The sequence below is a fragment of the Bacillus sp. DU-106 genome, from assembly GCF_004799705.1.
GTDB classification, from domain to species: domain Bacteria; phylum Bacillota; class Bacilli; order Bacillales; family Bacillaceae_G; genus Bacillus_A; species Bacillus_A cereus.
The window spans coordinates 3063547-3089809 of the sequence record NZ_CP026607.1 but is presented as its reverse complement, the minus strand read 5'-3'; the positions used below and the strand labels follow the sequence as shown (position 1 = coordinate 3089809).

Below are 26263 nucleotides of genomic sequence, written 5' to 3'. Positions count from 1 at the left end.
TTAATGTTTGTTCAGTAACATAAAGGCAAGGATAAGGTGCACATGTAAAGGGAGGAAAACAGAATGGGAAAATGGATGCTGATTGGAGCAATGTCCTGTTTATTCTTAACAGCTTGTTCTACTCAAGCTGATAACAATACAGAAGTACAACAACTGAAAGTGGAAAATGATAAATTACAAAAAGAAGTCGCTCAATTACAACAAGAACCAAGCAAAATAGGGCCTGCTACGAATGATACGAAGCAAACACAAGATTTCAAAAACGAAGTCACATCTATTGTAGAAAAGGCAAATAACACGAAACCAGTTGGAGCAAAAGAAGAAAACCTAAATACGTACTTAGCAGTAAAAAAAGAAATTGACCAACTGGATGACAAGATAGATCTATCTGATAATCAGCTAGAAGCAGATTATCGCGCTGGAACGATAACTGTTGAGCAATATCAAACGCAAGAAAAAGAACACGATATACTGGAAGATCAATTAGAACAAGCAGAAAATGCACTTGAAGCAAGATTTGGAATAGAGGATTAATCATTAAGGAGTGGATGGAAATGTTAAAACATAAAAAGAAAATAATGATAAGTGTAATTGCTATTTTAGTAAGTGGTATTGCTATTATTAGTGGATATTATGGCATGGGTTACAATTATGCAAAAAAGAATGAAAACTACACAGAGAAACAAGTTCGTGAAATTTCTTTAGCTCATACAAATGGAGAAATTATTAATGTGAAAAAAGAATTCGAATTAGAAGATGACAACTTAGCACAATCAAAATTTGAATATGAAGTGGAAATCAAGACACCTGATAATCTGTTAAATATTTTAAAAGTTAGTGCAAGGACAGGTACAATAGAAATTGATAATGAAGATTAAATAAATATCGCGTATTTGAAAAAACTCCGAACAAAATTTGTTTGGAGTTTTTTCATGTTTATACTTTACTATTTTGAAAGGGGAGTGCTACATCGCTATTAAACTAACAAAACAAAATAACACCTAATATGAAAAAATACGCTGTTCTTTCTGAAGAATCCTAGGAAAGGGTAACTTGATATATCACCGCTATAAAAGTATCGTTCCAATCCAAGTGTATATTTGTGACGAGTTGAATTCAAACTTGATACCTTAGATTCACAGATTGTTCTTTTCCTCAAATCGTGCAGATTTGATTACGTATAATTACATAAAAACTTGTCATCGTAACTTTGATATCTTGCTGTTACATTCCAAAATGCATACAACAGCGTGCCTTCAAGGTTATACTGATGCTGGAGGTGATTCAAAGTGACATAAAATCGGAAAATGAGCTTTTTAATAGTCAAGAGAGCTTTAAAGATCAAGTCTTCATTTTGAAACTAAAATCGCTTTTATATTAGGCTTCGAATTTTTATGTGGTACAGACATTAGTTGAAAGATAGGCTTTTCCTGTTCTTATTTATATCGTTAACTTGATAATTTATAAATATGAATTTAGTGGGGGGATATTATGAAAGATAGCAAACGTTTTAATTTTCACAAGCTTTGGCTAGGACAGTCTATAAGTTTGTTAGGTACCCAGCTTACAATGGTAGCTTTGCCTCTTTTTGCATTAGAGGTGCTACAAACAAGCGAGGCAAATGCTGCCATGCTTCGTGGGATTATATTTGTACCCTACCTAATTTTCGGGTTAGTAGCCGGTGCTTTGATAGACATCTTTCATAGGAAAAATGTTTTGCTAATTTGTAGTATATGTCAAGGAGTATTATTTTTATCAGTATTCATACTGACTGTAACAAATATTTTAACGTTCCCTTTATTAGTGTTTATCATGTTTTTAAATGGAATATTTACTACATTTTATAACATTGCTGTTCCTTCTTTCTTACCGGAAATAGTAACAGATAAAGACAAGTTAAAAAAAGGAAATGCTCAACTAGCACTTTCGGAGTCTCTTTCTGTAGTAATTGGTCCTATGCTAGCAGGAATCATCATTACTCTATTTGGATTAACAGGCTCTTTTACTATTGACGCAGTAACGTATTTTGTTTGTTTTGCATTTGTATTATTTATTTCCAAGTTTAAACCGCATACAGAGGGCTCTTTAAAAGACGTAAATATAAAATCCATATACCAAAACATATATGAAGGCTTGGTATATTTTAAAAAACACCCTGTATTAGAACCAATTGTAACCTGTGGCGCTGTTTACGGTTTTTTTAAATACATACTAAATAGTATTTTAGTAATATTCCTGTATAAGGTAATGGGTCTATCTGAACTTGAAATAGGGTTTGTTGTAGGCTCAGCAGCGGTGGGATTTTTAATAGGTAACACGATACTCATGAAAAAAAGTCAACAAATTAATAATACAAAAATGCTTATTTATAGCGCTACTGTATCAGTTACTGGTTTGGCCTTTATACCGATAATGGGATATATGGGAACCATTATCGGTATAGTAGCTGCAAGTATCATACATGGTATGGGAGAAGGTGTATTTGGCCCTTACGCTGCAACCATACGACAACTTGCCTCACCAAGTCACATGCTAGGCCGAGTAAATGCTGTACAACGTACGCTGAATTGGGGGGCTTGGGCATTAGGAAGTTTTGCTAGTGCATTTTTAGTTTCTATATTTGGGCTTCAAACTACGTTATTCATAGGGGGATTCGGAACAACATTGTGTTTAGTGGCGTTGTTAAGACGTGGCGTATCAAAAGGAAATGATATTGAATATACGAGTTCATTTTAGAGGAGATGATTGTGATGCATAAGGTATTAAAAGGAACTGACATAGAAAATAAACCCCACATTTTATTTATAGGGGGATGGACAAAGCCTATACAAGATGCATTAGACAGTGGCTATATTGTTTCGTACATAGGATCGTACGCTAAACACATATATTTTGATGGGACTATCTTAGAAAAATGTTTCTATAAAAAAGAATTAGACACGACAAATATACCCTTGTCTATATACTATGCTGAAGAATTATTCAAAGAGAAACCATTTGATGTGGTTGTATCTTTCAACGAAACAGCATTAGATACGGCTTGCATAATTGCAAAGATTTTTAATGTTAAAGGGCCTTCTTACAATGCTAATATGATAACCCGCAATAAAGACATGATGCGTGAAATGCTAGCAGGTAAAGACTTTTCGATAGATTCGACAGTTTGCAATAACATTAAAGATATTAATGAATTTTTGAACAAAAAAGATAGTATTATAATAAAGCCCCCGATTGGCGCAGGTGGTAAAGGTGTATCTAAGCTAGACACGGGAGATGACGTAGAGGTATTTTTTGAAGAAAATGGTATTCAACTACCTGTTTTAGTGGAAGAGTACATTGAAGGTGATGTAGTTTATACGGTCGAAGCCGTTTCTTATAACAAAAAACATTCTATACTAGCGATATCAGCTGAAGTATTTAAAGAAGGTACGTTTATAATAAACTATACTATTATGCCAGCACCTATAGATGAATCTCAAAAACAATTAATTATGGAAAAAGTAATGCTATTTTTGGACGACATGCAAATGGAAAACGGCATTACTCATACAGAAGTAAAGATAGACAAAAAAAATAAGCCGATAATTATAGAATCTCAAGTTAGAATAGGTGGTGGTAATATCTGGAATATGGTGGAACTAACAACCGGCATATCCCAATTTGGATACTATTATGATGCGTTAGCTACTGAGACTATAGATGAATTTAGATGTGTATCTTCAAAATGTCATGCTATGTCTTTAAGCTTGATTCCAAAACCAGGTTGCTTAAAAGAAATCAAGTATAAGGAGTTAAGTAACATATCCGAGGTCGTATTAATTGATCTATTACTAAAAGAGGGAGACATCATACCACCTATTGTAGATAGCACTCAACGCAAAGGATCTATATTATTTACGACTAGTGATATGAAACGTATGTACGAAGTTGTAGAGGAAATATGTAACAATATAACGTTTGTTTATCAGGATTTAACAGAATGGAAACCTTCTTTTAAAAAATATAAGTAAACAGAAATGTGGCAAATAAATGGTCTATATAAAAAAGAGAAATTTTCGAATTCCCTGATAGCGCTAAACCTAAGCAAAATAATGAACTATCCTATGGAAGAAAGTTGAAGGAGCTAATCGCATATGTTTTATTGAAAGGATGTGATTGAATTATGGAACGGCCGAATTGGGGAATTGGAGGATTAGTATTCGTTGGCTGTATGTTTCTTGGTGGAGGAGTGGGATCTATGTTAGGTAATGCCCAAACTGGATGGCTAATAGGAATGGGCATTGGATTTCTTGGGATGGCTTTAACGAGACTGTTCAGAAAATAATGTAACTGAGATTCTTCTTCTGGTAAATAAGGAAATATGTAAGTAATTCATGGCATAAGAGTTCTATAAATTATAGTTAGAATCTTCTCTTTTGTATTTGTCTTTTCAAAATTTCTCCATACATAGATAAGATTCTCAAGTCGGAGGATAGCACCTTAGGGTGTCTTTTTTATGCTTTTTAAAAATGTCTTACCATATAATAGCTGAGTTTTGCTTTCAGTCTCCGATGCCCATTAAACATAAAATGAAAATTCCGCACCATTTAAACTCTGATAACAATTCATACGATCAAGAATAATTGAGTTAATAGCTTTCGGTAGATTGTCATCATTTTTTTATAATAGATTAGATTCATTACCGTTTCAGACCTATGTATTCATTCATAACCTAACAGTAAAAGGGGGGATGATTAAAGGTATGGCAGTTAATGAGGAATCAATTTGTCAACAGTTTGCAAGAATTATCGGTGGACAAGAAGGATTCGCCGGTGGGAAATGCGTGGCAACAATAAACAGGGATGAAATACGAGCAACAATCTTGGGGAAACGTTTTAGAGTAACCACTTCTTTTTCATTCGAATCACGAGACAATAAAACTGGACGGGCATTATGCCTAGGCCGAGTAGCACTCTTACAAAAAGAAGTCACTGAATTTGTGGCGACAATTATTAAACAAGGAATAATCGTTTCGTCTATACACAATGAGTGGTTATGTGATGATCCAAATTTGATTTACGTTAATATCGAAGACGTTGATGATCCACTAAATTTTGCAAGAAAAGTGAGAAGAGCATTGTGCAATTAACTAAGTTTTTTAGTTAAATGAGTGATTACGTTAAATAGAAGATTTCAGCGTGTTGAATGTTATATTTGTAAAATAGATTTAAGTGGATGGTTTTATAAAACGAAAGAAGGTGTTTCATATTTGGAATGCCTTTTCTTTATGTTTTCGTTGCTAATGTGGGTGGTTAACGGATTATATGCTGTTTATCTTGCAACAGCAAGAACTGGATGAGGTATCTTTAAAGGTGTTTGACTATTTGTAGATACCATATTTTATCAAATGTTATTAGCATATCATAAAATGATAAGGGAGAAATCGTCAGAGAGATACGTCAAATTAGTCATTCCTTCTATAATCTAAGGAGGCGATTTTGTTTTTGAAAAATAATAGGTAAATCATTTGACAATTAAAATAATCTACTTTATTATATGTGCCATAGCATATATATGGTGAAACAAATACATTCATTGTGAATGATTGACTGGTATGCTATATCCTTTTATATCTTAATTTATAGAGGTGATATATGAACTTACATGATTTAATAGGCTATCTTGTTCATCGTACTGATGTGAAAATGACCAATTATTTTACGAAGAAATTAAAGCCTTATGGAGTTACGCCAGAGCAGTGGGGGATTATTAGTGTTCTTTGTAGCCAAAGGAGCACTACTCAAAAAGAGTTGGCGGAAGCTATTGATAAAGATCAAACTACTGTTGTTAGAATGATACAGTCAATGGAGAGAAAAGGGATTGTAAGGAAGGCTTTGAATGACCAAGATAGGCGTTCACATAACCTTTTTTTAACTGAAAAAGGTGACGAGTTAAAGAAAACAATCTTGCCTGTAGTGAAAGACGCTCACCATTTCGTTACGAGTAATTTGAGCGAGGAAGAAATTAAAGTATTACAATCGTTATTAAACAAATTGTATGATACACGCTATTAATATTTGTTCCTTATTGATGCTATGCTATTCATAAGGAACAAACTTTGTTTTAGGTATTATATATGCTGTAGCATATAATTTTCATTTGGAAGAATGGGAAGATAACTTTATTTTGTATGATATCTGATTCAGGGTCACTTTTTTGCTTAGTACCAGTCAAATTTTTTTGTATTATACATGCTATAGCATGTAATTTCTAGCCCTTTAATATGGAAAAGGGTAATGTAAATTGAAGCGACTTCCATACGGGTAATCTCAGGAAATAGGGTAAAGGTAGTGACTACTACCTGAATAATACTGAGTTTTTATCAAATAATAAGAAAGGTGTGATTACTATTTTAATTTTCATCAATATTGTAAAAGTAGTGTTGTTTCTGTTCTTTTTAATGACAGGAACGAAAATTATATCCGGGAAAATGGCAGATGAATTCAAACGATTTGGTTTACCTTCGTTTTTTAATTTCTTAACTGGAGCTTTTGAGATTGTAGGAGCGATTGGAATGTTGATAGGAATTTGGATTCCGGTAGTAGCTTTATGGGCAGGATTGTTATTAGGCGGTACGATGCTTGCAGCCGCATTAACTCTAATTGTATTAGCGAGAGATCCCTTTAAGAAAGCAATACCTGCACTTGTTTTGTTTGTCCTTAGTTTAGGGGTAAGTTTGTATCATATTTTTTAAACATAACTGAAAACTATTAAACTTTCACTTTATGCGTTCAAGTTACTATCGTTTTGTGATTATGTTACAAATAGGGGGATTCTCCAATTAGTGCTTGAATAATAATAGCAATACGAATTTAGACATTACGATCATTCGGATCATAATCAGTAAAAGAATGGCAAGAATTTTATATTAAAAATAGGAGTGAGTGAAAATGGCATATTTATTACAAGTTGATTTTCCGTTTGAAGGTCCTTTTGGTGAAGAAATGGAAAAAGGATTTTGGGATTTAGCAAATAGTATTAACGAAGAAGAAGGATTCCACTGGAAAATATGGACTGAGAATGAAGAAACAAAAGAAGCTGGAGGCATTTATGTATTTGAAGAAAAACAAGATGCTGAAAAATACGCGGAAATGCACAAGAACAGACTTGAAGCAGCTGGTGTTAAAGATATTAGAGTAAGAATTTTTAACATCAATGAAAAGTTAACTAAGTTGAATCGTGGTTTTATTAAATAATTCCGACAGTCGGAGCAAGCGTAAAAAGGAGGGGGATAATCCCCTTCTTTTTTTAATTCTTAAATTGATGGTGAGGGGGCTCGTATAAAAAATAAACCTAGTGCTATCATGAGACATTTTTTATTTGAACGATCTACAAGACTTCCTGACCAAATATTAGTAAACAATGTTGATAAAGCCCTAATAATATATATATAAGAGACAGCAATTGCCGATTCTGTTATGTTAAGAACGATTAGGTTTAGAGCAATAATGTAGATTTTCGTTTTACTTTTATCTCAGCAAGTATAACACCGCTTAGAATAAGTAATGCTCCGATATACCCTTTGAGTGACAATACTTCGTTCATGAACAGGTATGCAAATAGTGCAGAAAATACAGGTTCTAATGAAAAAATGAGTCCTGTATGTGTCGGTGTTGTGTATTTCTGGGCCATCGCCTGAATGATGTAGGCAAAAGCACTGCAGAATATACTTAATACCAGTACAGCGATCCAACTTTCTTTAGTGGATGGAAGTTGCGGCTCTTCGAAAATCAGGGCAGAGAGTACGCCAAACCCTCCTGCAAATCCCAACTGAAGAATTCCAAGCTGCAATGTATTGGCCACTTTAGCCGCCCTTCCGGTGACAATAATATGAAAAGCATAAAAGAGAGCAGCGAGTATACAGAGTAAATCTCCAGAATTAAGTGTTAATTGATTATTCAAAGTCAGTAAACCAATTCCAGTCATTGCTACAAGGGAACTAATGATTAGTCTGTAGCTCAGTCGATCCTTAAACAGAACGATAGATAATAAAGGGATAAAGATTACGGTCAAACTGGCTAGAAAACCAGCATTTGAAGCTGATGTCGTTTTTAAACCTAAGATGACTGAAGCAGATACAACGAAAAGTAAAAATCCTAGAATAAAGCCGTATTTTAAGGTGACAAAATGAATTGAACGAAATTGTTTAAAAAAAACAGCAGCACAAACAAAAAAAGCAATACCAAAGCGTAATGCAACAAGAGAAAATGAAGGGACAGTTTCCAATCCGATTTTCATAAAAAGGTAGGAAGTACCCCAGGTCATTGTAATAAGTAAGATCATAAGATTAGCCTTTATTGGTTTCATTTTTAGTTCTCCTTTAAAATTTTTATGTACTTAGTTTAATTGTGATTCAAGTATTAGTAAAACGAATATATGTAATGATATACTTGAACAAAATTCATACATGAGAAAGTAGGAGAATCGATGAGTCTGACTAAGTTAGAAATCTTTCTGAAGACGGTTGAAATGGGGAACTTATCAAGAGCGGCCGAAGCAATGAACGTGACTCAGTCAGGTGTCAGCCATGCGATTAGAAGTCTTGAATTGGAGTATGGTTTTCAACTGTTATCCCGGAATAAAACGGGAGTTCGATTAACGGAAAATGGTGAGCGTGTTTTAACGCATGTTCGTGAAGTAGTAAATCATAATGAGCGATTGAAGCAAACTGTTGCAGAGATTAATGGGATAGTTGCAGGAACCTTGCGCATTGGAACCTTTACAAGCGTTTCTATTCACTGGTTGCCTGCAATCATTCATCGATTTCACTTGGAATATCCTCGAATTGAAATCAAATTAATGGAAGGTGATTACGGAATGATTGAAACGTGGATTCAACAAGGGGTGATTGACTTAGGTTTTATGTCACTACCATCGGCGGGCCATCTAGAATCTATTCCACTAAGAAAAGATCGAATGCTATGTGTCCTTCCTAAAAATCACTCATTAAGTAAACAATCTATAATTCAGTACGATCAGCTCGAGAAAGAGCCTTTTATTATGCCTGCTTCTTCATGTGGTTACGATGTTAGGAAAGTATTAGAAGCTGCTAGGATTCATCTCGATATCCAATTTGAAACCGGTGATGATCATGCGATTGTCGCGATGGTGGAGAACGGGCTGGGAATCAGTGTCATGTCTGAACTCGCATTACAAGGACAATGCGAAAATGTTACGGTTGTGGAATTGGAAGACAAACCTACACGATCGCTTGGGTTGTCACTTACTTCAATTAAACACGCATTACCAGCGACAAAACGTTTTATCGAACATACCCAAAAATGGCTGGATGGCGATTGAATATATAGGCAAGCAAAAGAAAATTAACATTTTATGATATTTAGTCCATATAGGGGTACCTTTTCAAAAGAAGAAATGAACGGGGAAAGAAAAGGACCAACTCATAGAAGATATTCACAAAAGCTCTCCAATTATAAGTATGTAGTTAGTGTATTCATCTTATAACGTATAAAAAGACACTATAGAAAGTGTCTTTTTATACGTTGACATACTATGAAAGAAAATGTAGTGATTAATAATAATTTGTTGGATGCTTCCTGGTTAATCCTAGTATATTAATATAGACAACCATAAATTAAATTTTAAATATACATAGATTTTTTTATATTTATATACATCGTTCGTCAACTTCTTTTCGTTTTGATAATTTGTTATTCTGATTTGTAATAACGATAATCAACTAGTAAGTTAGAATAAAGATTTAATACTTGCTAAGATTGTAAGTACTCCTACAATAATAACAAATACATTGCTCATTTTACCTCTATATTTAGCTAATACCGGTACTTTACGGATCGCATACATTGGTAATAGACATAAGATAGCAGCAACTAATGGACCGCTTAGAGCGTCAATGAGCCCAAGAATACTTGGATTTGCATAAGCAACATACCAGCATGTTAATACGACAAAAGTAAGAATTACTGTCTTAACTGTTTTTTCTTCTATATCTTTTCCACGTGTTTTACCAAATTTGATAATCATATCACGCATTACTTCATATGATCCTATATAATGACCAAGGAAAGACTTTGTTATAGCCATAAAAGCAATAATAGGAGCTGCAATCGTAATTACTGGCGAATTAAGTTCATTAGCGAGATAGGATAGGATTGATAAGTTCTGCTCTTTTGCCACTTTTAAATCATCTGGAGTCAAACTCAGTGCGCTGCTCCAAACGAAGAACATAACAACAACGAACGTCATGATATAACAAATCTTTTGTATTTGAGCACATTTAGCATCAGTTGCTTCTATCCCATACGTAGATCTTTGTTTTATCACAAAAGACGAAATCATTGGAGAATGGTTAAATGAAAACACTATGATAGGTAGTATCATCCATATCGTTCCCAAATATCCTGTTCCGGTTGAAGCAGTAGAGACATCTGAAAAACTAAGCATTGATGTGTTCCACTGAGGAATTAGGGATATTGCGATAAATAGTAGAGAAGCTATGAAAGGGTATACTAGCAAGCTCATAATTTTTACAGTGATATCTTGACCAAAATTTAGTATAGCGATAAGACCCAGTACTAAGACAAGCGATAAAATGGCTCTTGAGGGCTCTTTCATATGTAATTGATTCACAATAAAACTACTTGCAGTATTTGTAAGTGCAACTGAATACATCAAGACAATTGTATAAATTGAGACGAAGTATACGATGTTAAAAATAATACTCGCTGTATTTCCGAAATACTCTCTTATTGTCCCCGTAATTCCCTCATCGGCAGAATTGGAAGCATATATCATTTTAGCAAGCGCCCTATGTGAGTAATACATAACTGGATAGGCAAGTAATGTAATGAGTAATAATGATAATAAACCACCTGAACCTGCATTAATTGGTAAAAAGAGTACTCCTGCTCCAATTGCTGTCCCAAAAAGGCTCAATGCCCACGTAGTATCTTGCTTATGCCACTTTTTAGGATCCAAATATTTCTCGTTTGTAATCACAGTATTTTCAGATTGCAATTCTATTTTTTTAGCAGTATTCCCATTCATATAATAAATCCTCCTTGTATCCTATTCTTAAGTCTTAGGAATATAAGTCGTTCTGGAAAATGAATCTCCTACAAGTTCCTCAAATCGTGTGTTCTTCTCTAATTGAATCTAAAATTTAATGTTTGTTAACGCTTTCAAAATCTGTTGATTGTAGATGGGTGTATTTAAGTGAATAAGGATTAAAAAATTGTAAGTATGTCCAGAATTCCTCTAAAACTATTGCTTTTAATTCGCAAGACATCTGTCTTCCATCCCTTTACATCGCTTCAATAACCTCGTCAACATTGTAGACATTGCTAAGGCATAGCTAATGCGATGTCTTTTGCTGCTAAAGAATTTTTAATGAATTTTCTTTTTGATTACACACCTTTCTTTGAGTGATTTTTTCATCTTGTCCAATTTTAGAAAGTTGATATTTTCTAAGGTGCTAATAGGTTATCCCTAGACGTCCCTATTATAGCTTGTATATTTATAAGTTAAATATTTTTGTATTTTAAGAAAAAATGAACTAACAGAATTTTGAATAGGTAATAAATTCAACATTACATGTAGTATTTGTGTCCAATGTTTGAAACTGTATTAGTTAGAGGGAAATCAGCAGTAATACAGGGGTTCTTACATTTTCACATTGTTTATATTGGTAATCTCTTGTTGAGATACCTATATTTCTCTTTTTTGAAATATCTTATTTTTAGCGTGAAGCTGTTGTAATAAATAATACATATAGATGATAGGAACTTATGTTAGGACATGTATAGGTGAGGTGTCGAATATTAAATAGTTAATTTGTATTTAAATTCATTTTTTGAAATAAATAAACTTTTATGTGAAGTTAAATTCCTATCAAATTAATACAACTAAATGTTATTAAAATAAAAAATAATTAATTATAAAAGTAATTTTGAACGTAAGGAATTTGTAAGGAAGAGGTAAGAAAAAAGAGATTTTCCTTGTGTAAGATGAAAATGTAAAGAAGAGTGAGAGGAGAAAAATACTATATATTTCTATAAAAAACAAATCAATTAATAAGACTTGTTTGGAGGAAAAGAGACATTACAGATTCAATATCGTCCTTTTGCAGTGGGGTAAGAAGAAAGCTGTGTGATTAGTTCCAAACAGCAAATAACCATTTATACAATATGAATAGGGGAGAGGAATATTTTGATGAAAAAGCATCGCCAAATTACATGTACAGGTTTAGCCCTTTTAATAACTGGAGGTTCCCTGTTTTATACAACTCCAACCTCAAGTGTAAAAGCGGAGTCCATTCAAAATGTATCTAGTTCGTTACAAACAAGCACCCAAAGAGATCATAATTCCGTCAAAGAGGCAATGCGGGATACATTGAAACTAGGATATCCAGGGATACTTGCTAAAACTTCTGAGAGTGGAAAAACATGGAGTTATGTGGCTGGTGTAGCTGATCTGAGTACTAAGAAACCAATGAAAAGAGATTTTCGTTTTCGAATTGGCAGCGTGACAAAGACGTTCACTGCAACAGTTATACTTCAATTAGCAGGAGAAAACCGCTTAAATCTAGACGATTCTATTGAAAAATGGATACCTGGTGTCATTCAAGGAAATGGATATGATGATAAACAGATTACTATCCGCCAATTATTGAACCACACAAGTGGTATCGCTAATTACACAAGGTCAAAGGATTTTAATATGATGGATACAAAAAAATCTTATACTGCTGAAGGATTAGTAAAGATGGGAATATCCATGCCTCCAGATTTTGCTCCAGGAAAGAGCTGGTCGTATTCAAATACAGGATATGTATTACTAGGAATTCTTATTGAAAAAGTAACTGGGAACAGCTATGCGGAAGAGATTGAAAATCGAATTATTGAACCACTTGAATTAGCGAATACATTCTTACCTGGAAATTCAAGCGTCATTCCAGGAACCAAGCATGCCCGTGGATATATCCAATTAGACGGAGCAAGTGAGCCGAAAGATGTTACTTATTATAACCCAAGTATGGGGAGCTCAGCCGGAGATATGATTTCTACAGCTGATGATTTAAACAAATTCTTTTCTTATTTACTTGGGGGCAAATTATTGAAAGAACAGCAACTAAAGCAAATGCTTACAACAGTCCCTACAGGAACAGATGAACTTGGCGATTCCGGGCTTGGAATTTTCAAAATGAAGCTTTCAAACGGTGTATCGATATGGTGGCATGGAGGAACCATTCCTGGCTTTTTAACTTTTGCTGGAGGCACACTTGGAGGCAAGCATACATTGGCAGTCAATTTGAACAGCCTTAAAGCTGATACTCCTGATCCTTTTAAAAATATTTTACTTGCTGAATTTAGCAAGTAGTCTAAAAGTAAAAACGGGTAAAATTTATCATAGTTTCATAGTTACACAAAGGAATGATGAAAACGATCAATTATTTAAGGAGGTAATTCCGTGATGAAAAATAAGCTAACTGGTGTGTTAGCCACTGCATTAGCGGTAACTATGATTCTACCAACAGGAGCGAAAGCATTTTCTGAAAGTAAGACTACTGTTGTAACTGGTGAAGAAGTAGCTAGTCAGGAACTGAAGAAGATTGCAGCAGAGAAAGCGGAGCTACTTACGAAGTCCCATGGGGCAGCTAGCGTGCAGTATGCACTAATTGATAATGGAAAACTTATTTTGTCTGGTCAGGCTGGCAAGAACGATATGGAAGGGGAAAAGCCGCTAACCAAAGATACTTTATACGGGATTGGTTCAGTTAGTAAAATGTATACAACAGCGGCTGTAATGAAATTGGTCGATGAAGGAAAAGTCGATTTGGATGCTCCTGTTGTCCGCTATGTTCCTGATTTTAAGATGAAGGACGGTCGATACAAACGTATTACACCGCGTATGTTATTGAATCACTCCTCTGGATTGCAAGGTTCTACGTTAGGTAATGCATTTTTATTTAACGATAATGATACCTATGCCCATGATACCTTGTTACAGCAATTGTCAAATCAAAACTTGAAGGCGGACCCTGGTGCTTTCTCAGTATACTGTAACGATGGTTTTACGCTGGCCGAAATTTTGGTGGAAAGAGTTAGTGGTATGAGCTTTACTGAATTTCTACATCAAAACTTTACAGGGCCTTTAAAAATGAATCATACGAAAACGCCACAGGACAAATGGAGGGATGAAAATCGGGCTGGACTATATTACTCGGCGTACCAAGGGCAACTTCCAATTGAATCGGTGAATGTTATTGGTACGGGAGGCATATCTTCCACGGCAGAAGATATGGTGCGATTCTCACAACTATTTATGGGACAGGGAAAAGGAATCCTCTCTGATAAGGTAGTTAAGGCAATGGAGGAAGAGGAATATAAAAAAGGAATGTGGCCGGGGGCTGGCGAGAATATTTTTAACTATGGTCTTGGCTGGGATAGTGTGAAACTATACCCATTCAGTGAATATGGGATCAAAGCTTTGGCTAAGGGCGGCGATACGGCATTGCAACATGCTATATTAGTCGTGCTTCCGGAACAGAAAATAGCAGCGGCTGTATTGACATCTGGTGGACGGAGCTCTACAAATCAGCTAATGGCAACTGAATTGCTGCTCGCTACACTTAAAGAAAAAGGTACTATTAAGGAAATCAAGCCGAACAAATCCTTTGGTAAGCCGGTCAAAGTCAAAATGCCTCAAGGCGTAGCAAAGAAAGCAGGATTTTATGGCAATAGCGAAACTCATTTCAAAATTGAAATTACGAAGAACGGTGAACTATTCTTACCATCTAATCCAGAAGAAAAATATGTATATACTGCTGATGGAAGCTTTAATAATGAGGGGGGTACTTCCAAGCTCAACTTCGTAACCGAGAAGAATGGAAGAACTTATTTGAAGGAGAGCGCATATAAATCTTATCCAGGTTTAGGGCAAAGTGTGATGACCCACTATTTAGCTGAGAAACTAGAAGACAACGTGCTTTCGAAGAAAACCGCTGCTGCATGGGCAAAGAGGGAAGGTGTCAAGTTTTATCGTGTAAACGAGAAATTTAGTTCTATTCAATATCTTGTTCAGTCGAAACATCTTAGTACTCAAATTACTCGCAAGGAAGGCCCAGCAGGCTATTGGGATGGCAGAAAAATTACAGGTCCGAACACCGCGGTGCATCAGATCCAAGTACCCGTGATGAATGGTCGTGATACGACGGAAACACACTTCTATACAGAAGGCGGCAATGAATATATGGAGATGGCTGGATTGTTATACGTAAGTGAATCTAATGTAAAACCAATTGATGTAGGCCAATCATCCAAAGTTACGCTGGGAGCAAATGGACATGCGAAATGGTTTACAATTCCACAAGCGGCAACAGACAAAAGGATGACCGTGACGCTGCCATCAAATGGTTCATTTGCGGTGTATGATGAGAAGGGAGTTTGCGTCAACTTCACCATTGTGAGTGGCAATAACAAGGTGGAACTTCCGAAGAACGGAACAATCGTATTCGCTGGGGCACCGAAATCGGAATTTGCAATCTCGGTGAACTAGCTATAATTTAAGATGATCTTAAACAAAACCAGTACGGTACAGAAAAGATGTATTACTGGTTTTGTTTGTATTTATGCATTCTCAATGAAAAAGCTTGAATAATATCACGCTCAAGCACTATAAAAACATCAAAACTAGAAAATTAGTATCTCTAGAAGATGTACAGTTTTTTTGGAGTTGAATAATTTTAACAGCGTAGAGAGATTAAATTTCTACTCTTTTTCTTCAATTAATATAATGTGTATGTACATACACATTATATTTTTATTCCATAAATTTTAAAATTTTGTTCACGATAGTTTGAAATTGTAAAAAAAGAAAATATGTGGCACGACATCACTTTGTTTTTATACAGCTTTGTAATTAAACTATAATATTGTATTTTTTCTTCATTATTGAAATTAGTAATAATAAAATGTATTATTGAAAAGCACAATTTATAATTCAAGTAATCAAGCATATGTACCCATAATAATTTGAACATTCAGAAATTATAATATTGTCTAAAAACGAGGTGAGATTCATAGAAACAGTACATATTAAGTGGTATGGCATGTATAGTATAAATGACTTTTATAATAGGGAAGAAGCTTCTAAGAAGGGGATATTTGCAATCTCTAGAGTATATGCTAAGAATGTAACATTGCTCTATATAGGACAAACTAAAAGAAGCTTTATACAAAAGATAAGAGAACTTAATAAAGAGTGGGCTTTTGATGAGAGCGAATTAAAGATTACATTAGGAATAATAGAATTTCCTAGTGGTGAACTTTACTCTGAAAAGAAGGTAAAAGAGATAAAATCTCTTTTGATTTTACGACATACCCCATTAGAAAACGAAACATCTTTATTATACTATAGAGGGAAATTTAATTTTAAAATTATTAATAAGGGAAGAAGAGGTTTAATTGTTAAAAAGCTTTCTACAGGAGATCTAATGTGGACGTAATTGGAATCACCTTTGAATAAAATTGAAGGTTTCTTAAGTGCAGAAGCTTATCAATTTTTAATGTATTAAACTATTTTGAATAACATATGTCAGATACTTGAAAAAACACAAATTTTATTATGATATGAAATCCTGTATGGAAAGTGTAGTTTATTTCTATTGTTTAATAAAAATATTAAGAATTTTAGGGATAATACATAAAGAGTAGAGGAGAAAGTAAACACGGAGGTTTGAAGAATGGGACAAGTAAGCAGATTTCAAGAAAAACAACAGAATCGTCGTCAAAATGCAATTTTTAATATTGCATTTACTTTGGTATTAGTGACAGTTGGTATAGTGACATACCAATTGTTTACCCCTTCTAATACATCAACGAAAGCAATTGCTCAAGAAAAGAAAGTAACAAAGATAGAAGAGAAGAAAACTGAAGAAAAAGAAACAGCAAAGATAGAAGAGAAGAAAACTGAAGAAAAAGAAACAGCAAAGATAGAAGAGAAGAAAACTGAAGATAAAGAAGCAACAAAGTTAGAAGAGAAGAAAACTAAAGATAAAGAAACAGCAAAGATAGAAGAAAAGAAAAGCGAAGATAAAGAAGCAGCACAGTTAGAAGGGAAACAAAAAGTAGAAAAATCGGTAAAAACGAACGGAACTGAAAATAAAGAGGAAGAAAAAACGGTATCTCAAGAAAAGGATCCTCAAACTAATCCTTCATGGAAGCCAATTGGTACAGAGCAAGGAGCAAAACCTGATATGAAATTTAAAGAAGGAACAGTAGATTGGAGTGAGATGAAAAAAGCAATCTCTTATGCTGTTGATGTTCCAGAGAGCCAATTGATTTTCGATTTTATTGGAAATAATGGTAATAATAAAGCCTACGGTAATGTACGAGATAAACAAAGTAATAAAAAATATAAGGTTAATATTGATTGGGTAGAGAATCAAGGGTGGAAACCAGCATCTGTACAAGTGGTAAAATAAATAATAGAAATGTAATTATGTGCTTAAAAGTTTACTCTTGTAAAAACTCATAAAAGAGTTTGTTTCAATCAGGACTCTTTTGTTATGTTGACAGCATTAATTACTCAGACTCAATTGTGAGATCCTGATGCAGACAAAGTTTGAAGTTTATTAAAATCTACCTAATTTAGTGCTTCGAAAGGTTCAAAATTGCATTTTTAAAGTATTAAATAATTAATGGTACCTTTTGAAATATTTTTGGTCTCATTTTATTAGAAACAATTCCGTCTATATAACTAAAAAATGTATTATGATATCTATTGAACATATGAATAGGATAACAATTACCTGCTGTTAGCAAGTTGCAGTTTATCTAATAAAAAGATCACTTGTTTCTAAGACAAGTAATCTTTTTATATACATTTCCTTTACTATTTTTAAAATTGAATAGATATTTCAATCTGTGTAATTACAATAGACTTGATTAAAATTAAAACTGCAACAAGGATAATACCGTCCATATTTGTAGTAAGAAATATATATATAATATCTTAATGCAAGGTTGGCCTATGTTCTATGAAGATACTAAAGAATTATAGGAAACATTGAGAAACGGGAATTATTTTTATTACAATATTTATGCATCTTTAGGCCTAAATAGCTGGGTATTAGCTAAGAAACTTGAGATATTAGACTCCTATTAAGTTAAAAATGACCTTAAGTGTACTTCCCATAAAGAAAATTGTGTAAATAAGCTGTCCATATGGGCAGCTTATTGTATTTTTTGGCTTAGCTTGTTTTTTTCGAAGTGCTGGCGGTTCCTCTACAAGTATTCTTGCATTTAAATTATTTTTAATATATTATATTTATATGGTTATATAGAGATTGATGTATACAAAAAAGACTCAAATCTATTAATAAGATTTAAGTCCTTTTCAAAGATAAAAAGATTGTACCGAAATGGAATACAACTTATACTTTTCTTTTTAATATGTATCTAGTAAAAAGACATTTTTTATCAATAAAATTGTATTTTCAATATAAATGGAAGTTCATTTATATTCAATGATAGGAAATAGTGGGTCTAGAACATAGAGGAACAAAGAACCATACAGAGAAATCTGAAGAACCTGAAAGCTATTGTATGTAGTTTGTTCATCTCAAGTACAATAAAAGAGTCTTACCTCTGTAGGCAAGACTCCACTAGTATCGTTGTATAATATTTACATATCAACTAAAAAACAAAAACCATATAACACCAAGTAGCAGAATCCTAATATTCCTCCTACAGCTAATACTTGTTTAAACTAACTTTTAAATTTTATATTACTGTAAATATCTTGAACTTTTTCCATATTTCCTCCTATTAAGGAGAACCCTTAAAGACTCTCACTTCGTTATGGTACCATTAAAGAATGGCTAATAGAGGTCAAATATTGTCAAAACGTATAAATATGCAATATTGCATACAGAAATGTATTGTTACAAATGCAAGCGCTTACTATAATGAAAGTATAAAGTTTAATCACATCCCAGTATTAACAAAAGAGGAGGAAATAATATGGAAATCGCAATGGCAGTTTTAAAATTTATAGGTGGAGCAATCCCATTAGTTCAAGAGCTTCTAAAAGCATTTATGTAAATTCACTATTTAGCAATTATTTATAAAAATTATCATTCGTATGAGTAAAGCCCCTTTAACAATATTAGGGGGCTTTTTAAATTTCTAAATATTTAAGGTTACGTCACTTTTAGCTAGCAGAATTAATAGAGCTATTGAATTTTATAAGAAACAAGAAGCAGTTTCCTCACCACCTAAGATTATTTTCTCTGGTGGACAAGGATCAGATGAAAATATTTCTGAAGCGAAAGCTATGCAGGAGTATGCTGTGAATAATGGGATTCCTCTAGAGAATACAATAAAAGAGGACCGTTCTACTACAACATACCAAAATATGCTTTTTTCAAAGAGAATTATGGAATCATTAAAAGGAACACAGTATAACTGCATTTTTTCTACAAACAACTTCCATGTGTTTCGCGCAGGATTATACGCTAAAATAGTAGGATTAAATAGCCAAGGAATTGGCTCAAAAACAGCCTTCTATTATTGGCCAAATGCGATGATTCGAGAGTATATTGCAATCTTCGTTATGAATCGTGTACGTCACAGTATTGTAATAGCAATTATTATGGGATTCTCTATCATAGCAACCGGAGTAAATTATTTATTTTTTTAAGGATGTTGTATAACTTATATTTTGGGAGTTATCTTAGGAAAGGAGTCACCTTAGGGTGACTCCTCTTTTTTGTGTTTATATGGGTTGGTTTATTTAAATGTTAGACTACAATGCAAGTGATTGTTATGATGTTGATTAAAAAGGCAGCTGTTGTAGTCGTCTTTTTATTATCTTACAAAAGTGTAATCTTCATGTCATGTTCTTGAATTTCTTCTCAAATAAAAAGGGGTTATGATAACAGCATAATAAAAAACACATGAGGTGAATGACGTGAAAAGATATATTACACTTTTTAGTATTCTAGTTGTATTTGCTACAATGTTAGTTGGTTGCGATGTGAATCGTATGGGAAAAGATGAATACTATGTTCAAATTACAACTGATGCGAAAATAAAGTCAGGGGTATCTAAAGAAGGAAATAAATACACAGAGTATAATTATGAATTACAAGGATTTGACGAAAATGGTAATGAAAAAACAGTGAAATTTAATGGATTTAAAGAGCTTCGTAAAGAAGCATTCTTACGCGTGTTCCACTCCGATAAAAAAGGTGTAACTGCTTGGGAAGAGGTGAAGAAAGACGAGCTTCCTGGGAAGGTGAAAGAAAAATTAGACGTGAAATAAATGATTTATAATGGCGAACCCACATATTCGAAGGGTTCGCTGTTTTTTTGTGGGGTAATTTTGCCCAAATCCCCGAAAAGGGAGAATAAGCTAAATTAAGTAGGTATACCACCATATCGCCATAAAGACGTTATTCTTACGGTAGAATTATAGGAAAGGATGACGTTTTTTTATGTCTAATTCTGTATCTGACGACTTACAATTATTTGCACAGGAGATTAAGAGTCTTTTATCACCAAATACCTTACAGAATCTAGCTAGAGATGTTGGATTTGGGGTACCGCCACATCGCCATCAACCTAAGATTTTGAATTATCCCCAAAACGAAAATTTCATTCTTTCATAGTTGTCCATAGAAGTTCAGTTCGTTTTTTTCGTTTATGGGAAGAATGTATTTTTTAACTTGATAGCACTGTGACGATTCCCCTAAGAGACCTAAAAAAACTATGTAAAGAAGGTTTTCCAAAAGATTAAGCATAGCGCTACTCTTTTTGGAAAACCCTAATCGATAAATTCGTGTTATTATTCTTGATATTGCTGTTGAACCGCCTCTGGTAGTTCCTCAAAGATTATTCTTTTAAAAATGTTAATAATACTTCATTAAATTCTTTTGCAGGAGTTGCGTTTAATCCATGAGGACAACCTGTATTAGAGCAAGTTTACTATCAGGAATGGAATCATATGTGCGTTTCCACTTAACTCAAAAGGTACAGTTGCATCAGAGTCACCGTGAATTATAAGATTTAATATAAATATAAAATTTACCAATATATATATATAAACCAGTATTATAGTTTGATACTAATTTATTTGATTCTTTTATTTATGTGCTTGTTAATTTAGCATAGATGATAAAAAATAAGGTTAATTGTCCTATTATCACAATATTCGGCACTACTATAATTAAATTAATAACAAAAAAGACTGCTAAAATTCCTAAAAACAAGCACAAATGATAAATGTTCAAGCGGTGTTGTTCAAACCTGTATTGATGAAAAACAATTGTAGTTGACAGGAAATAGAGCAATACAGAACCAAAAACAAAATATAAGATAAAAGAATAATAGACCTCATGTAAAAATAATAATCTAATGGATGCTGCAACCATACTCAAAGACATTAAAATAAATAGATGACCGTAAATAATAATTTGACCAGAAGTTTGTCTAGACTTGTCGAGTTTCTTCTCCATGTTATCGAAATATTGCCACCACATCGAAATAATGAGGATAAATGAAATGATCGCAAAGCTTATTGAATCCCAATTTCCTTGTTTAGGTTGAATGACCACAAGAGTGCTTACAAGAGCTTCCCCAAAGAGAATAATGGAAAATAGACCAAATCTCTCTAACAAGTGGGCTGTATTTGTAGGAACCTTTTCTAAACACTTCCTTCCAAGCAGTGGGACAATAATATCGATAAGAATCCCAAAATATAACACAGCATATCGAATCCAAGAATCAAAAAAGACGGATAATAATGAAATAACGATTCCAATCCAAAAATATCTTCCTAAAAAGAGTGCTGCTTTTTTTCGAGCTCCCTCTTCTATACGCTGGACAACAAGATATTGAATTGCAGTCACGACCCTTAAGCCAATATAGCCAATTAAAAAAGAAAGATAATAAGGATCAAAATCAGCTGATAAGCTTGATGTCATTATTAGGACAAAAAACATTTGCAGGATCAAAAAAATTCTTTGATGAAATAAATCTTTTCCAAACCGGTTAACAAAGATGGTTTGCCCTACCCAAGCCCACCAAATCGGAATAAAAATTAAGACAAATTTTACTAAATACTCTGCATGGATTTGACCATCTTCAACATGAAGTAAAACATGAGTCGCAGCCGTCACTGCCGCCACAAATAACAAATCATAAAAGAGTTCTAACCACGTCACTTTCTTTTCTTCCATTTCTGCACTCCCTCCTTATAGTTAATAGTATGCTAAAAATATATAGTAATTGGAAGAGAAAATAATATAGACATAAACCATTTCTCCTCATTATTGTATTCAACATAATCCCCTGGAACGTCAGTGTTACATTTTATATAGTTGGCTACCCTTAAAATTTCAATATTAAAATACAATACTTTTAGGCCGTTTAGTTTTTCTCCTATGTTATCCGCTACGATTCTATCTCCACCATATAGGGGGCACCCTATATTCCCATCAACTTAAGAAATTTTAATACCTTTAAGTACAAAAAAACGTTATCATTTCTAAACAGGATAGATTAGAAATGATAACGTATGGATGATACTAGCTTATATTAGTCTTTCTGGTGCTGTGATGGTATATCATACTAATTAATAAAATGAAAGAATGTAGCAATAATAATTCTAGAATTTTTTATCATAAAGATGTAGCAACTATAGAACGCTTAGTAACAGCTATGAACAAGAAGAACGTAAAGCTAGAACAGGCTATAAATCGAGCAATGTCAAGTGTTGAAGAAAATGAGATAACAACTTTTGCTACAGATAGTGTAGCGGATACAGAACACGAACTTCATCACATGAGGGTCATCCGAAATCGGTACTTGAGTTAATCGTCAGCTGAGGTCTTTGGAATTGAACTGACGGGTAACTTTAACAAAATAAGGAGTACAATTAAACAGCCTAAAATATGCAAGTTTTTATGCGAAACTGCTTGAGTATTTTGGCTGTTTTTGCATTCGTAAAAGTGCTATAAATAAACAGCATTTTTAAATTACCAAATACCCCCATGAGATTAATGGGACTTATATTCCACCTCTTTAACAGGATTATATTAAGAAGTGGAAATAGTATAAGTACCCAAAAAACTATATTCATCAGTTTCTACTCCTTATGTGAATCATAAAGTTATTATCCCGTTTATTGTGGGCTGACTAAAGTTTCACTCTATCTCTCCGTCTCAAAAAACTCAATCCACTCCCCATCAGGGCCAGCGAAGAATATGTAACGTGTTCCATCTGGTAATGTTTCGATTTCATCTCCTAGTAAAAAGGTTACTGCGTGTTTCTTTAGTCTTTCGATTTCATCCTCTAATGAATCCACTTTAAAGCAAATGTGATGTGCTTTTCCTTCTGCCGGAAGGGAAGAGTTGTAGCCTTCAATTAATTCGAGTATCGTTTCTTTCGATTCTTCCACACCTAAAAAAGCGAGTTTTAAGTCTGGGTTTGGGTGCCCCATGCGTTTAAGGAGCTGTAAGCCGACTACTTCTTCATAAAATGAGATAGATGCTTCTAAGTTTGCAACCATAAGTCCTACGTGTTCAATTCTTCTAACTGGCATGTAGATTCCTTCTTTCTGAAAATTATATACAACATATTATTGAAAATTAAGAAAATAAGCAAGATAAAAACCTTACAAATTTTAGCGTGTTGTATGGTATAGTGAGAAAGTATGTTTGGGGAGAAGGAAGGAGATTATACGATGAATACAAATACTCAAACTCCTTCATTATCAGAAACGATGAAAGAGTGGCATTATGCATTAGCATATGAAATTAAACATTGGAAAACGATAGGTGGTAGTAAAATTTCTATCATGAACGGTCGTTTTTTATATACAGATTATGAGAATACAGTGTATGTATTTCAGCTTATTTCGGAAGTAAGCTTACCTGAAGGATCACCAATTCGAATTGAGTTCGATGGTGAGGAAGCGACAGGAGAAGTATTATCTGTACATGGATTAGAAATAGAATTGAAATTAAATGATTATATACAAGGTGAAATAAGAGAAGCGGTTTTATACAGTGAACCGTGGCAACTTTTAGAGCAACTGCAAGAGCGATTGAAAGAAGCACGTAAAGACAAGCTAAAACGTAATCGTATAAAGCGTCTTGTTGATGGGACGAGCAGTCCGAAACATATTGAGAAGATGAAAAATCCGAAAAATGAACTGGCATATCGCGCGTTTTACAATCCGACAACGTACGTATGGGGACCACCTGGAACAGGGAAGTCTTACAATTTATCACGTATTATTTCGGCTCATTATCAAAAAGGAAAATCGGTACTTGTGTTAGCTCATAGTAACGCGGCAGTAGACGTATTAATGAGTGAAGTAACGAAGCAAATTGAAAAGAAAAAGAAATGGACGCCTGGCGAAATTGTTCGTTACGGTTATAGTCAGCATGAACATATACGAAATCATGAAACGTTACTTGCATCTAAGTTAGTTGAAACGACGAACGGATCATGGGGTGAGGAAAGACTCTACTTAGAAGAGACACGCCAAGATCTTCGTGAAAAAATCTTATCGTATAAAGCAACATCTGCTGATAAGAAGCGTATACAAGAGATTGAAAGTGATCTTCGAAAGCAAAAGGCTAAAATTAAAGAAGTAGAAAAAGAATATATTGAAAATGCGAAAGTAATCGGCGCAACTTTATCGAAATGTGCCATTGATGCGCTAATTTATGAGCGTACATTTGATTTAGTTGTCGTAGATGAGGTGAGTATGGCGTTCGTTCCGCAAATTGCATTAGCTGCTTCACTTGGGAAACGTATCGTCGTTTGCGGTGACTTTTTACAGTTACCTCCAATTGCGATGGCAAATCATGAACTTGTTCGCAAATGGCTTGGGGAAGATATGTTTTACCACGCTGGGATTGTTGAGTCTGTTAATAAATCAGAAGCACACCCAAACCTATTTATGTTGCAGGAACAAAGACGTATGCATGCGGATATATCGAAGTTTACGAATTCGTTTATTTATAAAAATAGAGTATACGATCATCCGTCTGTTTCAGAGCGTAAAGAACTTGCGCAATTGCAACCGTTCGCAAATGAAGCGAGTGTTTTATTTGATACGAGCCAAATGGGAGCTTTTTCGTTAAAAGATGCTGCTTCTGGTTCACGTTTTAACATTATGTCTGGTTTAGTAGCGATGCAAATGATGTTAATCGGATTGTTAGACGGTATTCAATCAATTGGTGTTGTGACACCTTACAGGGCGCAGTCACGCTTTTTATCGACGTGTATTAGAGAAATGTTGCAGAGAACGAAATATCAACACATACCAGTTTTAGCGGCTACAGTTCATAAGTTCCAAGGTTCTGAAAGAGATATGATGATCTTTGATACGGTTGACAGTTATCCACAAGAACGACCTGGCGTACTATTCTTTGACCATAAAAACCATCGCCTCGTCAATGTAGCAGTGACAAGAGCGAGAGGGAAGTTCATTCAATTATCAGATTGCCATTATATGCGTAAAAATCTTTCTAGAAAACAAGCGTTATCGCAATTAACAGCTCATATAGAACGTCATGGAGATGTGTGTGATCGCACGACATCAAGACAATTGTGGGAACGGAAAATTTCGAAACGTTTACGCTGGTTTATGGAAATGAATCTTGAAGAGCCGAAAGGGCTATTAAAAGATATTTTAGCCGCAAAACGAAAAATTATTATTTCACTTCCAAGTACAAAACAAGTAGATAAACGAGTATGGCAAGCGTTCATGCGTACAAATGCACAAATAATAGTTTATAGTGATGGACCAGTTCCACTGAAAAATGTAAAGTTACAAAGACAAAATAAAGCATTCCCGTTTATCGTAATTGATGATGAAATCTTCTGGGCAGGCGCACCGCTCACATCTCAAATGATATTTGAAGGTAGCACGGAATTTCCGTACGTATGTGCAAGACTGCAAGCACCAGAAACAATTGGTGTATTAAAAGGATTTTTAGATATTCGGTAAATTCGGATAGGAATTCCTTGACTTTTACTTGGAATGAACTTAGAATAAAAAATAATTTAATATAATTTTATGAAAATTCTTATCACGAGAGGTGGAGGGACTGGCCCTATGATACCTCGGCAGCGGATTCGTTATGAATACTGTGCCAATTCCAGCAAGGTAACTTGAAAGATAAGAAAGAAGCTCATTTTGACTGTATATACAGAAGCCTCTTTCT

20 protein-coding genes, 5 pseudogenes and 1 riboswitch are annotated in these 26263 nt (G+C 34.1%); of the genes and pseudogenes, 19 read left to right on the top strand and 6 right to left on the bottom strand.

Annotated elements, in window-relative coordinates; all coding sequences use genetic code 11:
• Positions 1-63: 63 nt before the first annotated feature.
• From C3Y97_RS15745 to C3Y97_RS15705, 9 genes are all read left to right on the top strand, one after another.
• The gene (locus C3Y97_RS15745; RefSeq protein ID WP_000521300.1) at positions 64-534 is read left to right on the top strand and encodes a hypothetical protein; all 471 of its coding nucleotides are present in this window, start codon (positions 64-66) and stop codon (positions 532-534) included.
• 20 nt (positions 535-554) lie between these two features.
• Entirely contained in the window at positions 555-878 is a 324-nt protein-coding gene (locus tag C3Y97_RS15740; protein WP_000912138.1) for a PepSY domain-containing protein, read from the top strand.
• Between the two features lie 613 nt (positions 879-1491).
• Positions 1492-2736 (top strand): MFS transporter, encoded by a 1245-nt coding sequence (locus C3Y97_RS15735; RefSeq protein WP_000655287.1) that lies wholly within the window; start codon positions 1492-1494, stop codon positions 2734-2736.
• 14 nt (positions 2737-2750) lie between these two features.
• Positions 2751-4010, top strand: coding sequence for an ATP-grasp domain-containing protein (locus C3Y97_RS15730; protein ID WP_000549725.1), 1260 nt, complete (start codon positions 2751-2753; stop codon positions 4008-4010).
• A gap of 152 nt (positions 4011-4162) precedes the next feature.
• A complete protein-coding gene (locus C3Y97_RS27870) occupies positions 4163-4324 on the top strand; it encodes a hypothetical protein (RefSeq protein ID WP_000441009.1) in 162 nt (53 codons plus the stop codon).
• Between the two features lie 417 nt (positions 4325-4741).
• A complete protein-coding gene (locus C3Y97_RS15725) occupies positions 4742-5128 on the top strand; it encodes a DUF1259 domain-containing protein (RefSeq protein WP_002204749.1) in 387 nt (128 codons plus the stop codon).
• Positions 5129-5633: 505 nt separating this feature from the next.
• On the top strand, positions 5634-6053 hold the full coding sequence (locus C3Y97_RS15715) for a MarR family winged helix-turn-helix transcriptional regulator (RefSeq protein ID WP_001048567.1): 420 nt from the start codon (positions 5634-5636) through the stop codon (positions 6051-6053).
• Positions 6054-6382: 329 nt separating this feature from the next.
• The gene (locus tag C3Y97_RS15710; protein ID WP_033690982.1) at positions 6383-6733 is read left to right on the top strand and encodes a DoxX family protein; all 351 of its coding nucleotides are present in this window, start codon (positions 6383-6385) and stop codon (positions 6731-6733) included.
• 196 nt (positions 6734-6929) lie between these two features.
• Positions 6930-7235 carry a monooxygenase gene (locus tag C3Y97_RS15705; RefSeq protein ID WP_000323764.1) on the top strand — a complete coding sequence of 102 codons (306 nt, stop codon included), beginning with the start codon at positions 6930-6932 and terminating at the stop codon, positions 7233-7235.
• Between the two features lie 89 nt (positions 7236-7324).
• Here C3Y97_RS15705 and C3Y97_RS28150 read toward each other — a convergent pair.
• A pseudogene (locus tag C3Y97_RS28150) lies at positions 7325-7495 on the bottom strand (MFS transporter); the annotation flags it as partial.
• On the bottom strand, positions 7477-8346 hold the full coding sequence (locus tag C3Y97_RS15695; protein ID WP_136363510.1) for a DMT family transporter: 870 nt from the start codon (positions 8344-8346) through the stop codon (positions 7477-7479). The pseudogene C3Y97_RS28150 and the gene C3Y97_RS15695, both read right to left, overlap by 19 nt.
• Positions 8347-8466: 120 nt before the next feature.
• On the opposite strand from C3Y97_RS15695, the gene C3Y97_RS15690 reads away from it, so the two are divergent.
• Positions 8467-9339 (top strand): LysR family transcriptional regulator, encoded by an 873-nt coding sequence (locus C3Y97_RS15690; protein WP_000059810.1) that lies wholly within the window; start codon positions 8467-8469, stop codon positions 9337-9339.
• Positions 9340-9747: 408 nt separating this feature from the next.
• Here C3Y97_RS15690 and C3Y97_RS15685 read toward each other — a convergent pair whose 3' ends face one another.
• Positions 9748-11067: an aromatic amino acid transport family protein gene (locus C3Y97_RS15685; protein ID WP_001014149.1), complete on the bottom strand. Its 1320-nt coding sequence runs from the start codon at positions 11065-11067 to the stop codon at positions 9748-9750.
• A gap of 1164 nt (positions 11068-12231) precedes the next feature.
• Between C3Y97_RS15685 and C3Y97_RS15680 the strand changes: the two genes are divergently transcribed.
• The 7 genes and pseudogenes from C3Y97_RS15680 (at position 12232) to C3Y97_RS15650 (ending at position 20346) form a co-directional block, all read left to right on the top strand.
• Entirely contained in the window at positions 12232-13398 is a 1167-nt protein-coding gene (locus tag C3Y97_RS15680) for a serine hydrolase domain-containing protein (RefSeq protein ID WP_136363509.1), read from the top strand.
• A 93-nt stretch (positions 13399-13491) separates the two neighbouring features.
• Complete coding sequence (locus tag C3Y97_RS15675) at positions 13492-15576, top strand: serine hydrolase domain-containing protein (RefSeq protein WP_136363508.1); 2085 nt, start codon at positions 13492-13494, stop codon at positions 15574-15576.
• Between the two features lie 514 nt (positions 15577-16090).
• The gene (locus tag C3Y97_RS15670; protein ID WP_002164503.1) at positions 16091-16525 is read left to right on the top strand and encodes a hypothetical protein; all 435 of its coding nucleotides are present in this window, start codon (positions 16091-16093) and stop codon (positions 16523-16525) included.
• A gap of 237 nt (positions 16526-16762) precedes the next feature.
• Positions 16763-17503 (top strand): YrrS family protein, encoded by a 741-nt coding sequence (locus C3Y97_RS15665; protein WP_136363507.1) that lies wholly within the window; start codon positions 16763-16765, stop codon positions 17501-17503.
• 1433 nt (positions 17504-18936) lie between these two features.
• A pseudogene (locus C3Y97_RS28370) lies at positions 18937-19124 on the top strand (hypothetical protein).
• 94 nt (positions 19125-19218) lie between these two features.
• Positions 19219-19722 (top strand): annotated as a pseudogene (locus C3Y97_RS15655) (YdcF family protein); the annotation flags it as partial.
• 270 nt (positions 19723-19992) lie between these two features.
• Positions 19993-20346 (top strand): YxeA family protein, encoded by a 354-nt coding sequence (locus C3Y97_RS15650; protein WP_000833211.1) that lies wholly within the window; start codon positions 19993-19995, stop codon positions 20344-20346.
• A gap of 569 nt (positions 20347-20915) precedes the next feature.
• On the opposite strand, the pseudogene C3Y97_RS15645 reads toward C3Y97_RS15650, so the two are convergent.
• Positions 20916-21096 (bottom strand): annotated as a pseudogene (locus C3Y97_RS15645) (alpha/beta fold hydrolase); the annotation flags it as partial.
• Positions 21097-21169: 73 nt separating this feature from the next.
• Complete coding sequence (locus tag C3Y97_RS15640; protein WP_000391548.1) at positions 21170-22261, bottom strand: low temperature requirement protein A; 1092 nt, start codon at positions 22259-22261, stop codon at positions 21170-21172.
• Positions 22262-22670: 409 nt separating this feature from the next.
• On the opposite strand from C3Y97_RS15640, the pseudogene C3Y97_RS28365 reads away from it, so the two are divergent.
• A pseudogene (locus C3Y97_RS28365) lies at positions 22671-22853 on the top strand (hypothetical protein); the annotation flags it as partial.
• A 379-nt stretch (positions 22854-23232) separates the two neighbouring features.
• Here C3Y97_RS28365 and C3Y97_RS15625 read toward each other — a convergent pair.
• Complete coding sequence (locus C3Y97_RS15625; RefSeq protein WP_136363506.1) at positions 23233-23625, bottom strand: VOC family protein; 393 nt, start codon at positions 23623-23625, stop codon at positions 23233-23235.
• Between the two features lie 111 nt (positions 23626-23736).
• Here C3Y97_RS15625 and C3Y97_RS15620 point away from each other — a divergent pair, with 111 nt between their 5' ends.
• Positions 23737-26046: an AAA domain-containing protein gene (locus C3Y97_RS15620; RefSeq protein ID WP_002195651.1), complete on the top strand. Its 2310-nt coding sequence runs from the start codon at positions 23737-23739 to the stop codon at positions 26044-26046.
• A 76-nt stretch (positions 26047-26122) separates the two neighbouring features.
• A riboswitch (SAM riboswitch) is annotated at positions 26123-26224 on the top strand.
• Positions 26225-26263: the final 39 nt, after the last annotated feature.